Consider the following 12,666-nt stretch of genomic DNA (forward strand, 5'->3'; position numbering starts at 1 on the left):
GTAATTAAAGGTAATTGACCAAAATAGCCTTTACTCTTGCTTAGTTGTCAAAGATCATAAAAACCGAAAAATATCGTTTGGTTTTTGAATAAAGAACAAAGTCATCTTATTTAAAACACAAAAGAATTAAAATATTGTTTATCGAAAACCATACTTAACTTTTCGTGGATAAAAGATGGCAGAATTATAACCTCAAATTTCTTAAATATTTCTTAAATAAAAGATGTTTTCATATTTTTTGTTATTCTCTCTCAAATGCCCTTCTTTCAATCTCTCCACTCAAACATCAAAGTCGCAAAGAATCTCCTTTGCTATCTTCAAATGCCCAGAACTCATAAAATGGATGCTTGAATGCAAATTCCAAAGACTACTGAACAATACCCTACTCATCGCAACTCCAACCTCCCTTTCGTATTCTTTTCCTTGTGCTTGTGCTTCTTGAAGCCTATGCAACCATTCCTCTGGAATAAAAAGACCCGGTAATTTGGAATAAAAAAATAAGCACTTTTATAGCTTATTACGGGATAAAAGCCTATAATCAAAATGGTTTTACTCCCTAACTGATGATTAATCTTATGCAAACATTCAAGCAATTGCTCAGCAACTTGTATATCGTAAATAGGTTGTGTAACAATAGCATTCACCCCACTTTCAACTTTTTTATACATTTTGCGTTTAAGTTTTTCCCAGTCAGTGGCATAAGAGTTCATCACACATAGCGGGTAGATGGGTTTTAATTTTCCACTCAATTCATTGCCTTGTAAATCCCGACCCAAATTAAGTGCATGTATAATCTGAATCAGCAAAGAGCTATTTGACTCAAAAACATCTTTAGCTTGAGGCTGATTACCATATCTAATGGCATCTCCCGTAAGTGCCAAAAATATTCGTAATTCAAATTCATTAGCGGCGATTATATCCGCCTGCAAAGCAAGAGAATTTCTATCACGCATACTAAGTGTGCAAATTGATGGTTTACCCAAAGCATTCTGCAATTTTATACTCGTGAGTATTGATGAGGGCTTCAAGCAAGCTCTAGGCGAGTCTGTACAAATAAAAGCATTAATTTTCTCAACAATTCCGCTCACTTTCAAGGTTTGAATTTGAGCAGAAAGACTTCCGGATAACGATGGCACAAATTCAAAACTTAAGAAAGATCCTTGCTCAATACTTTTAATTACTGATTCAATCATTTCATGCTCCTATCCAAACGCCTTATTAACCACATTCTCTATCCTCCAACATTAGCAAGGTTTTAAAAATGCTACCAAACAAAAACGACCGCAATTTCTCTCACGTCTATAAGAATAAAAATCTGTGCAACAAGAAGAACAAATAGGACAAATATGCAAAGCAGATTCTAACCCACCTACCCTACACCATTCCATCTGCAACAATCGCACTAAATCTAAAAAATATTTTTCACCTTGCTGAACAACACCCATAGCAAGATATTCATTCTGCAAAAAAACAGAATAAACATCTTCTTGAACCTCATAACAACAGACACGAATACTTGCTCCAATATAACCATAAAGGTCGCTTGGTTGACTTCCAAATAAATTGCACATTTTTTGAATTGTTTTTGTAAGAATTTGTAATTCCACGCCTCTTCTGCCTGCATGCACAACACCCAAAATCCGACACTTTGTGTCATAGATGACGATTGGATTACAATCTGCAACCATTACCATCAGTGCTAATTCAGGACAATTTGTTATCAAAGCATCGCCTTGAACTTCTACCTCTTGTCTCCCTTGCAATATCGTTTTATCCACACAAATCACTTCGTTGCTATGAATCTGATTCATAAATACAAGAGGTAATTTCTCTGACTCAAGCTTGCTTAAAAGAATCTGACGATTGTAATAAACATTCTCCTTCGAATCACCCACATGATAAGCAACATTCAAAGAATCAAACTCGCCAACACTCACTCCACCAAAGCGGTTACTTAAAATAAACTTTAGCTCTGCGTAAGGATTCTCTATAAGCATTTATAAAACCTATTTTATGGAGAATCGATTAAAAGGCTGTAAGCCCCTTAAGATTTCTGTTGCACCTCTGGAAATATCTTGCAAAGGATCAGGGGAAAGATGAACTAGCAACTTTAATTCTTGTTCTAAATATTCCTTAAACCCTCTTGTTAATGCTCCGCCACCCGTAATAATCACACCATCTTCTACAATATCAGGAACTATTTGCGGTGGAATGTTAGCGATTGTTTCTACAATAGTTTTTTTGATTTTTTCGATTGCTGGCATAATCGCTGTATATACTTCAGCTGCCGTAATTTCAAAACTCACAGGAAGTCCATTCAATAAATGTTTAGCATTTGCACGATAACTGCCTCCCGTATCAGGATTAATCAGATTTGCCATTTTAATTTTGATTTGTTCTGCAGTATCTTTTGAAATAAGTAAATTTTTTTCGTGTTTAATATATTCAAGTATCACATTATCCAATGTATCACCAGCAGTTTTACTGCAAGAGGAAGTCACAAGCCCACTTAAAGAAATAATGCTCACTTCAGTTAAACCACTTCCGCAATCAACAATCATTCTTCCCCTTGAACTATTAATGTCTACGCCCGCACCGACAGCAGCACTAAAGGGGTCTTCAATCAAAATAACCTCACGTGCACCCGCAAGCATCGTCGCTTCATATAAAGAATTACGTTCCACCTGTGTAAGATTTTGCGGAATGGAAATTCCTACACGCGGACGCGACGAAATATGGGCAGAAAGAATATTAATTAAAGTGCTCATAAAAGCTTTTGTCATTTCAAAATCGCTAATCGCTCCGTTGGCAAGGGGGCTAATTACCTCCAAACTACTATGAGTTTTTCCCCTCATTGCCTTCGCTTTTTTTCCTATCGCAACAACACGGCTCGCACCATACCTTCTTTCAACAGCAATACAAGATGGCTCATTAAAAATAACACCCTCATCCTCAATAGCCACAATCGTATTCGTAGTTCCCAAATCTACAGCAATATTACTACTTTTCTTAAAATGATTTAGATAATTGAACATTTTATAAACTCCTTATTTTAATACATAATCACTAAATTCTAACAAACATCAATTGTCCATTTTTTGGATATAATTCTAACAAAAAAAAATAAAAAAATCTACTCTATTTGTATTTCACAATAACGATTCTCTATCCTCAAACAAGAACAACATTATTCTTGACATAAATCAAGGATTTTGTTGGAGGATTATTATATCATTACTTCCATCGAGTGCGGTTTTATTGTCAGTTTTTTTATAAAACTAAAATCAGCAAATCGAAAAAAGAGGGGGTCAGATTGAAACAAAGTAAAATTCTTGTTTATCTTTCCTTATTGAGTTTTATTGTTGCCATTGGAATGTTTGCTTATTTAGTGAATGCCTCAAAAGCACTTTCTTATCTTTCAGACAATCCGAAAGCCTGCATTAATTGCCATGTAATGTTCACGCAATATCAGACATGGCAGCACAGCTCACATCAAGGAGTTGCAACTTGTGTTGAATGCCATCTTCCAACAGATGGTTTTTTTGCAAAATATCTTGCAAAAGCCAAAGATGGATTCAATCATTCTGTTGCTTTTACAATGGGAAGTTATCAACAAAGTATCGCCATCAGTCAAGATGGTGCAAATAGGGTACAAGCAAACTGCATTTCTTGTCATAGCAACCTTGCAGCTACACTTGTAGATAACGCACAAAATTATCATAATTTCAAGAATCCCACAGAATACAACGACAGGTGGTGTTGGGATTGCCATAAGGAAGTTCCTCATGGTCGTGTGCGTTCTTTATCAGCAACACCTAATGCAATTGGCATTAGAGAGTGGCATCAAAAATAAATTAGGGGAGGAAAGTCAATGAAATACAAAACTTTATTAATTGGGTCTTTATCAGCTATTGTTGTGATGGGGTTACTTGTTGGCAACATCAATGCACGGGAAAATGAACGGGAATCGTTACTTAAAAAACCAACAGAAGAAACAGGAATTCCTAATAAGGAAAAGAGCGATGAATGGGCGAAATATTACCCGCGTGAATTTGATTCTTGGAGACGAACAAAAGAAAGCGAAACAATTGAAGATATGCTAGAAAAAAATCCAGCACTTGTTGTCGCTTGGGCAGGTTATGCATTCTCAAGAGATTATAATGCACCACGAGGACATTATTATGCGGTGCAGGATAATATTAATACTCTAAGGACAGGGGCACCTACTGATGATAAAACAGGACCTCAACCAACCGCTTGTTGGACTTGTAAATCTACAGATGTACCGCGTCTTATGGAAGAGGAAGGAGAATTAGAATTCTTTACGGGTAAATGGGCAAGGCTAGGAAGTGAAGTTGTGAATCCTGTAGGTTGTTCTAATTGCCATGATGACAAAACTGCTGAATTAAAAATTAGCGTTCCTTATTTTGATAGAGGATTACAAGCAGCAGGTATGCCTACTTTTGCAGAATCAACACATCAGCAAAAACGTAGCCTGGTTTGTGCACAATGCCATGTGGAATATTATTTTAAGAAAACTGAGTACATAGACAAGAACAACCAACCTCAAACTGCGATGGTTGTCACATTACCTTGGGCAAAAGGCACAACGGTGGAAGAAATTGAAAAATATTATGATGAGATAAACTTTGTAGACTTTACACATAGCATTTCTAAAACCCCAATGCTTAAGGCCCAACACCCTGATTTTGAATTATTCCAAATTGGCATTCATGGTAAAAAGGGCGTTTCATGTGCAGATTGTCATATGCCTTACACACAAGAAGGGAGCGTAAAATATTCAGACCACCGCATCGCAAGCCCGTTAGAGAATATCGATAAAACTTGTCTAAATTGTCATCGTGATAGCGAGAAGAATTTAATGACAATCGTTGGTGAAAAACGCGAACGTAAAGATATACTCCAAACAATCGCTTTTGACAATATTGCTAAAGCCCATCTTGAAACAGGGAAAGCACTTGAAGCAGGTGCGAGTTTAGATGAATTAAAAGAAGTGCATACATTAATCCGCCACGCACAATGGAGAGGGGATATGGCAATTGCAGGACATGGATCGTTCTTCCACGCACCAGAAGAAGTCTTGAAACTTTTGGCTTCTGCAAACGAAGAGGCACAAAAAGCAAGAATCAAGCTTGTTGGGATTCTTGCAAAGCATGGCATAACGAATTATATTGCACCTGATTTTTCAACAAAGCAAGCGGCTCAAAATGCCATTGGCTTGAATTTGCAACCTTTTATTGATGAAAAGCTAAAATTCAAGGAAACTCTTGAAAAAGAATGGAAAAAACAAGCTATTGAAAAAGGGAGAATTAATGCGAAAGCAGCGGAGGACATTCCTGATAATGCGACTTCCTATTTCAAAAAATAAATTTTGAATGCGTGTTTTACATTCCTACATTTTAAGTCTGTCTCTATTTCTGCTTTTGGCAGGGATAGTGGCAGTGGCGACTTTTATCGAGAATGATTTTGGTACGGAGAGTGCCTATCATCTTGTTTACCAATCATTCTTTTTTGAAATTCTTTTTTTTATTCTCAGTATTCATTATCTCTATCTACTTTTTGCAAAAAAGCTTTACAGACACCTTTTGCGTACAATTTTTCACCTTGCCTTTATTGTCATTCTTATAGGTGCCTTAATTACGCGTTATTATGGCATAGAAGGAAGTATGTACTTAAACCCTCACGAAAAAACTTCCCATTTTTTCACACAACAATATTTCATTCAAATCAATACCCAACAACAATCTTTTTCTGTCCCATTTTTTCTCAACGCATTTAGTCAACCATCTACAATCATTCTTGACCCAGAGGAACATTTAATCCTTCAGGTCATTGATTCCTTCTTTCAAAAAAATGGATTACAGACAAGCGGTTATATCGATGTTAACCTATTGTATCGCCATCAAACCCTAAACCAAAAGCCATTACGGTTTTTTTATCCTCTTTCATTGCAACAATATTCAGAATCGCAAACATTACAAAGCCCTATCGGAGAAATTAAAATAAACTTTATGCCTCAAAAAATTCAACTCCCTTTTTCCCTCAAACTTGATTCTTTCGTTCTTAGTCTTTATGCTGGTAGCCAATCACCTTCAATGTATGAAAGTTTTCTAACCCTCATAGATTCACAACAAAAAGAGCATAAAATTCATCTCTATATGAATCATACTTTTAGCCAAGAAGGTTATAAATTTTTTCAAACTTCTTATGATTCAACCGGAGGTAGCATTCTTAGCGTAAATTACGATCCAGGAACACTCCCCACATACATAGGTTATTTTCTCCTCTTTAGCGGTATGCTCTTGACTCTCTCACATAAACAATCTCGCTTCCAAACTCTTTTAAGACAAATCAAAAAAGGGCAGACACTTCTTTTGTGGCTTCTGTGTCCCATATTACTCTTAACTCCACTCAAAGCCTCACTAAATACGGAATATAAACAATTTCTTATGCAAGATTTAAAAACAGCTAAGCAGGATTTTAAACGTTTAAATACACAAGGCAGAAGCGGAAGAATGCAACCACTTAATACCCTGAATATCGATATTTTACATAAGATTTCCTTGCAAAATCACATAGAAGGACTCGATGCAGATTCAGTTATTTTTGGAATAATCACACATCCTCGCTTATGGCGAAATGTTCCATTAATTGCCGTTAAGAATCCTATGCTACGTGATGAGATTAGCAAAAATAATAAAAATAAATTATTTACATTTCATCAATTTTTTGACTCTCAAGGATACAAACTATCAAAAAATTTACAAAAGGCAAGAATGGTTCCCGCCGCAAAACGCAATATTTATGAGAATGAACTGATTAAGGTTGATGAACGATTACAGATTTTTGCAATGGTTGCTAAGGGTGAATTATTGCGCATCCTTCCACCATCAAAAAACCCTCACAATAGTCGCTGGTTAACGCTCAAGGATTTTGCCAAAGAAGATTATTTACCCCTACAAAAGCAGATAAGCGAACTTTTTTCTGCTTCCTTTGCAAGAGATATTATAAAAATTGAACAAATTATGAAAGAGTGGAGAACATACAATCAACAAAATAGCCCCCTTAGCCAATTTGACATTGAGATAGAAATATTTTATAACCAAATTGATATTTTTCCAAAACTCACCTTTGCTTATTTTTTCCTTTCTATCTGTGCATTGATTTTTGCTTTTTACACCACATTTTATCAAAACAAATCAAGTACTATCACAAGAATACAAACAGGAATACAGATATTCGCATTCCTACTATGGATACTCCACACAATAGGTTTAATACTTAGAAGCTACATCAGTGGGCATGCACCCTTTAGTGATACATACGAATCTTTACTGTATATCTCCTATAGTAATTTGTTTATTCTTTTCTTTTTTCGCAAATATCCCTTTGTTATTGCAGCGGGTAGTCTGCTTGGAGGTATTTTTCTCTTTGTTGCACACCTAAACCATATTGACCCTGAAATTACCAATCTTGTACCTGTTTTAAAATCTTTTTGGTTAAGTATACATGTTTCCATTATCACTGCAAGTTACGGATTCTTTGGAACAGGTGCCCTACTTGGACTACTTACGCTTATTTTATTTTTTCTACATTCCACCCAACACCCCCTCAAAAAAACTATTTTGCAATTATCCTACATTAATGAAGTAGCACTAATTTTAGGACTTTTTTTATTGACGACTGGAAATTTCTTGGGGGGAATCTGGGCAAATGAAAGTTGGGGAAGATATTGGGGCTGGGATCCAAAAGAATCTTGGGCGTTTGTTTGTATGATGATTTATGCTGCTATTTTACATTTTAGATTGCTAAAGCCCCGCCATTATCCTTACTATTTCTCTCTACTATCTTTATTAGCTTTTAGCTCCATTCTGATGACCTATTTTGGTGTAAATTTCTATCTTGCAGGTAAACACTCTTACGCAAAAGGCGACCCAATTCCACTACCATCATGGATATATCTGGTGGCATTTAGCTTTATCTTGTTATGGGCGTTTAGCTTTAAAAAGCGACACTTGCAATGAGGCAGTATCTATCAATCCACCCACCCCGCAACAAAATGGTAAAATACTAAATATATCCATCCGATAAACCACCGCTACCTTTAAACCTAAAATTACTGCAGTAATCTTAAAATATTTTGTTGCGTTGAAGTAGACTGTGCAATTGCATAATTTCCTGCTTGCGCAAGAATATTTAACTTGCTATAAGTTGAACTTTCTTCAGCAAAATCTGTTTCACGAATATTAGATTCAGCGGCTTTCACATTAACTTGCGTAATTGTAATATTATTCAACGTGCTTTGCACCTGTTGTTGTGCAGAACCTAAATCTGCACGAATAGCATTTAAACGACTCATCGCTGATTCAGCAATATCCATTACCGCCATCGCCCCATGAAGTGTCGTTACTGGAATACCCAAAGGAGACATATCATCATCTAAAATTGCACCCACAGCCGAACGCACATCGATACTAAATTCTCCCAAAACATCACGTAAGTTAATCGTTGCCTCAGCAAGATTATTCGTTCCAGAAAAAAGAGGAGAATCTGCCCCAGCACCAAGATTAGCAATCTTAATATCTGAAGGATCATGTCGATTCAAAGTAAGCATACCAATGCGTGAAATATAATTTGTTACATTTGGATCAACATCACCCATACTTAAAAATTCAGTCAAATTTGTTACATTAGGGTCAACAGCAGTAATACCATCCGCACCAATATAAAACCCACGTCCATCAGGTGAATTTAAACGCAACGCTCCAGATGCATCAATAGAAGCCTCCACACCGGTTTCAATTTTCCTCGCATTAATTGCCTGAACTAATTTACCATCAGAATCATTAGCTTTAATGTCCGTAACATCTCCAATATACACCCCATTAATTGTTAAGCCTTGAATACTACCCGCTTGCACTGCCTCAAAACCCACAGCTTGAACTGTATAAGTCGCCCTTACACCGCCTAATAAATCAGAATTTTTATTAATTACTTCAGCTAAAGCCCCCAAACCCGTTCCTGCACTTGTAGAAAGCACAACAGATTCAAGCGTTACATCTTTACCGCCATTAATCTGTAAAAACTGCAGTTTTACATCTCCCATTGCTGTTACGCTTGTTGTCTCAAAACGAACATGCCCAATTTTGGAAGAATTTGTCGCCCCGATAGTAAGATTCACTGTTTGATTAGAATATGCTCCAATCTGAAACTTTTTATTTGTAAAAGATCCAGCAAGTAAAGATAACCCATTATAGCTTGTTGTATTTGCAATATTATCCAAAGAATTGATAAGACGATTAATATCTGCTTGAATTGCTATTCTTGTTTTTGTTGTTTGCCCATCTTGTGCAGCTTGAACTGATTTTGTCTTAATGGTATCTAAAATTTTAACCTGTTCGTCCATTGCTTTATCTGCAATCTGAATAATACCTATTGTATCGTTAGCATTACGCATCGCCTGCCCTAAAGAATTTGCTTGAGAACGTAAAGAGTCTGCAATAGCCATTCCAGATGCATCATCTGCCGCTTTATTAATTCTTAACCCAGAACTCAAACGTTCTAAAGAATTCTGCAAAGATGCCTGCACAAAAGTGCCTTGTGCATGAGAATTGATTGCGTGAATATTTGTATTAATATTAAATGCCATATAACCTCCTTGTTGCTCACTCCAAATCATATCGGAATAAAACCACATTATATTAGAGTTTTGCAAACAAAAAGCAACTTTTTTGCACTCTAAAAATTTTAAACTTAATCCAAAATAACCATTTTTAAGCATAAAGTTAGAAAACACAAGGTAAATTAGCATTCTGGATTAGATTTTATTATTGGAAACGATGATGCAACGATACAAGACAAAGAAAATTTATGTAGGGAATGTAGCTGTTGGTGGCGATAGCCCCATATCTATACAATCAATGACTTATAGCAAAACTGCAAATATTCCGACAACAATAGAGCAAATTGAAGCTTTAATGCTTGCAGGTTGCGATATTGTACGCGTAGCTATTAGTGATGAAGAGGACGCACTTGCTCTTAGAGCTTTGCGTCCTGCTGTCAATATTCCGCTTGTTGCTGATATTCATTTTCGCCATAAACTCGCCATTTTAGCTACCCCTTATGTGGACTGTATTCGCATTAATCCTGGTAATATTGGTTCTAAAGAAAAAATAAAAGAGGTTACTCATATCTGTCAAGAATACAAAATTCCTATTCGCATCGGCGTTAATAGCGGAAGCCTTGAATCACAATTTGAACAAAAGTATGGTCAATCATCAAGAGGTATGGTTGAATCTGCACTTTACCATATTAGCCTTTTAGAGGATTTAGGATTCACAGAAATTAAAGTCTCATTGAAAGCAAGCGATGTAGAACGCACATTAGAGGCTTATCGTCTTTTGCGTCCACTCACTCCCTACCCCTTTCATTTAGGCGTTACAGAGGCTGGAACATTATTTGACTCAACAATTAAAAGTGCAATGGCATTAGGTGGGCTTTTGCTGGAGGGTATCGGCGATACAATACGGGTTTCCATTACTGGTGAATTAGAAAAAGAAGTTGAAGTTGCTCGTGCTATTTTAAAATTTTCAGGAAGAACTAAAGAGGGCATCTATTATATTTCATGTCCAACTTGTGGACGCATTGAAGTTGATTTAGTTGAGGCTTTAGAGAAGGTAAAGAGTCGGTTAACTCATATTAAAGCACCATTAGTTTTATCAATTATGGGTTGTGCAGTCAATGCATTAGGTGAAGCAAAAAGTGCTGATTTAGCTATTGCATTTGGGCATGGCGATGGTTTAATTATCAAAAAGGGAGAAATTGTTTGCAAGCTAAAAGGTGATGACCTGATTGAACGTTTTATTTTAGAGGTTGAGCAAGCAAATCAAGACTATTTTAAAAATAAGGAACTAGGACAATGAATTTGCACAATTCTATACTTAAAACAAAACAAAGCACACAAAAACTTCTAGCTTTAAATTCAAAGCAACGCACTCAACTATTGGAATGTATGGCTGAAAATCTAATCAAGGCAGAAAGTGATATTTTGCAAGCTAACCAAAAAGATATAGAGATAGCACAAAAAAACCAAATGAAGGACTCCATGCTAGAACGATTAAGCTTAGATTCCAAAAAAATTCAAGCAATGTGCAAAAGTGTGCAGGAAATTGCATCTTTAAGAGAACCTTTAGGGCGTGTGCTTGATGGTTTTATTGCACCGAGTGGCATTGCCATTTCTAAGATCTCTGTGCCATTGGGTGTCGTTGCTGTGATTTACGAATCACGTCCAAACGTAACAAGCGATACCGCTGCATTATGCCTAAAAAGCGGAAATGCCATCATACTAAAGGGAGGAAAAGAATCTCACCATAGCAATGTTGCCATCACCAAACCCTTACATAAAGCCTTAGATTCATGGAATCTTCCTCAAGAATTAATCTTTATGTTACCAAATTCTAGTCGCGAGGAAGTCACAGAATTGCTAACATTTAAAGATTTGATTGATGTTGTTATTCCGCGTGGTGGAGAAGGATTAGTTCGCTATGTTAGTGAACATTCTTCAATTCCTGTTATTAAACACGATAAAGGTATTTGTCACGCTTATGTGCATACACAAGCCGATTTCAAAAAAGCAGTCGATATTATCATTAATGCAAAAACATCTCGACCTAGCGTTTGTAATAGTATTGAGACACTACTTGTCGATAGGCTAATATTTCAAGAATTCTTGAGCTTTCTTAAACCTTCACTAATTGCCCATAAGGTGCAATGCTATTGTTGCCCTGCAAGTTTAGGCATCTTAGAAGGAAATGCGGTTTGCGAAGAAAGTTACCATACAGAATATGGAGAAAAAATCCTTAATGTACGCGTTGTGGAGGATATTGATGAAGCTATTGAGCATATCAACCATTATGGTTCACAACATTCAGATGTCATCATTACAGATGAAATTCTTCCTGCTGAAAAATTCCTCAATGAGGTCAATTCAGCTTGCGTTTACTTAAATGCCTCAACACGTTTCAGTGATGGAGGAGAATTTGGCTTTGGAGCAGAAATTGGAATTTCAACCAACAAGCTTCATGCAAGGGGTCCTGTTGGTATTCAAGAATTAACGAGCTACAAATTTATTATTCGTGGTAATGGGGAAGTTCGCTAACAAGATATTCTTTAGCCATTTCCACAAATCTCTGATAAAGGGCGTTAAAATCTGTGCTATACACACGCGTATCAGCTATCGTCGTCATAAAATTAGTATCTCCATGCCATCTTGGCACAAAATGGAGATGTAAATGATCGGGAATTCCTGCCCCTGCACTTTTTCGCACATTAATGCCCATATTCACACCCTGTGCCCCCATTCCTTCGAGCAACATTGTAATACCTCTTTGTGCAAGTGTTTGGATATGCAACCATTGTTCCAAACTCATTGCAGCTGGACAATCAATATGCCGATGTGGAATTAACATAAAATGTCCTGGAGTATAAGGATATTTATTCATTACCCCAAAACAAATTGCATCACGATAAAAAACTTGATGAACACCATCATTTTGTGTTTGTTGCGAAATATGACAAAAAACACAACCCTCAATCTTTTCAGACAGATACACGCTCCGCCAAGGAGCATAAATATTATCCATTATG

General features: G+C 36.5%; 10 protein-coding genes. 5 read left to right on the forward strand and 5 right to left on the reverse strand.

Translation table 11 applies throughout. From position 1 onward, the window contains the following. Positions 1–386: 386 nt before the first annotated feature. The 3 genes from CCZ01_RS05130 to mreB are packed head-to-tail and all read right to left on the reverse strand — an operon-like array spanning position 387 to position 3,035. Positions 387–1,193 carry a methylenetetrahydrofolate reductase gene (locus tag CCZ01_RS05130; protein WP_112052157.1) on the reverse strand — a complete coding sequence of 269 codons (807 nt, stop codon included), beginning with the start codon at positions 1,191–1,193 and terminating at the stop codon, positions 387–389. A gap of 51 nt (positions 1,194–1,244) precedes the next feature. Then, entirely contained in the window at positions 1,245–1,997 is a 753-nt protein-coding gene (pgeF, locus tag CCZ01_RS05135; protein ID WP_112052158.1) for a peptidoglycan editing factor PgeF, read from the reverse strand. A gap of 9 nt (positions 1,998–2,006) precedes the next feature. After that, positions 2,007–3,035: a rod shape-determining protein gene (mreB, locus tag CCZ01_RS05140; protein ID WP_112052159.1), complete on the reverse strand. Its 1,029-nt coding sequence runs from the start codon at positions 3,033–3,035 to the stop codon at positions 2,007–2,009. Positions 3,036–3,313: 278 nt separating this feature from the next. On the opposite strand from mreB, the gene nrfH reads away from it, so the two are divergent. The 3 genes from nrfH to CCZ01_RS05155 all read left to right on the forward strand — a co-directional run bounded on the left by nrfH (position 3,314) and on the right by CCZ01_RS05155 (position 8,045). Continuing rightward, positions 3,314–3,853 carry a cytochrome c nitrite reductase small subunit gene (gene nrfH / locus CCZ01_RS05145; RefSeq protein ID WP_112052160.1) on the forward strand — a complete coding sequence of 180 codons (540 nt, stop codon included), beginning with the start codon at positions 3,314–3,316 and terminating at the stop codon, positions 3,851–3,853. Between the two features lie 18 nt (positions 3,854–3,871). Next, on the forward strand, positions 3,872–5,389 hold the full coding sequence (gene nrfA, locus CCZ01_RS05150; RefSeq protein ID WP_112052161.1) for an ammonia-forming cytochrome c nitrite reductase: 1,518 nt from the start codon (positions 3,872–3,874) through the stop codon (positions 5,387–5,389). A 73-nt stretch (positions 5,390–5,462) separates the two neighbouring features. Continuing rightward, a complete protein-coding gene (locus CCZ01_RS05155; protein ID WP_181566327.1) occupies positions 5,463–8,045 on the forward strand; it encodes a cytochrome c biogenesis protein in 2,583 nt (860 codons plus the stop codon). 92 nt (positions 8,046–8,137) lie between these two features. Here the strand turns inward: CCZ01_RS05155 and CCZ01_RS05160 are convergent, their stop codons facing one another. Continuing rightward, entirely contained in the window at positions 8,138–9,670 is a 1,533-nt protein-coding gene (locus CCZ01_RS05160; protein ID WP_112052163.1) for a flagellin B, read from the reverse strand. A gap of 190 nt (positions 9,671–9,860) precedes the next feature. On the opposite strand from CCZ01_RS05160, the gene ispG reads away from it, so the two are divergent. Both ispG and CCZ01_RS05170 read left to right on the forward strand, forming a co-directional pair. After that, the gene (gene ispG, locus CCZ01_RS05165; protein WP_220106537.1) at positions 9,861–10,943 is read left to right on the forward strand and encodes a flavodoxin-dependent (E)-4-hydroxy-3-methylbut-2-enyl-diphosphate synthase; all 1,083 of its coding nucleotides are present in this window, start codon (positions 9,861–9,863) and stop codon (positions 10,941–10,943) included. After that, the gene (locus CCZ01_RS05170; RefSeq protein ID WP_112052165.1) at positions 10,940–12,178 is read left to right on the forward strand and encodes a glutamate-5-semialdehyde dehydrogenase; all 1,239 of its coding nucleotides are present in this window, start codon (positions 10,940–10,942) and stop codon (positions 12,176–12,178) included. Before ispG ends, CCZ01_RS05170 begins: the two co-directional genes overlap by 4 nt. Here the strand turns inward: CCZ01_RS05170 and CCZ01_RS05175 are convergent. Beyond that, a complete protein-coding gene (locus CCZ01_RS05175; RefSeq protein ID WP_112052166.1) occupies positions 12,150–12,662 on the reverse strand; it encodes an HIT family protein in 513 nt (170 codons plus the stop codon). The genes CCZ01_RS05170 and CCZ01_RS05175 overlap by 29 nt on opposite strands. Between the last annotated feature and the right edge of the window lie 4 nt (positions 12,663–12,666).

The sequence above is a fragment of the Helicobacter monodelphidis genome, from assembly GCF_003288845.1.
Taxonomy (GTDB): Bacteria; Campylobacterota; Campylobacteria; order Campylobacterales; family Helicobacteraceae; genus NHYN01.

Coding starts and splice junctions, on each gene's coding strand:
- CCZ01_RS05130 (WP_112052157.1), bottom strand. CDS start 1,193: ATGATTGAATCAGTAATTAAAAGTATTGAGCAAGGATCTTTCTTAAGT.
- pgeF (WP_112052158.1), bottom strand. CDS start 1,997: ATGCTTATAGAGAATCCTTACGCAGAGCTAAAGTTTATTTTAAGTAAC.
- mreB (WP_112052159.1), bottom strand. CDS start 3,035: ATGTTCAATTATCTAAATCATTTTAAGAAAAGTAGTAATATTGCTGTA.
- nrfA (WP_112052161.1), top strand. CDS start 3,872: ATGAAATACAAAACTTTATTAATTGGGTCTTTATCAGCTATTGTTGTG.
- CCZ01_RS05160 (WP_112052163.1), bottom strand. CDS start 9,670: ATGGCATTTAATATTAATACAAATATTCACGCAATCAATTCTCATGCA.
- ispG (WP_220106537.1), top strand. CDS start 9,861: ATGATGCAACGATACAAGACAAAGAAAATTTATGTAGGGAATGTAGCT.
- CCZ01_RS05170 (WP_112052165.1), top strand. CDS start 10,940: ATGAATTTGCACAATTCTATACTTAAAACAAAACAAAGCACACAAAAA.
- CCZ01_RS05175 (WP_112052166.1), bottom strand. CDS start 12,662: ATGGATAATATTTATGCTCCTTGGCGGAGCGTGTATCTGTCTGAAAAG.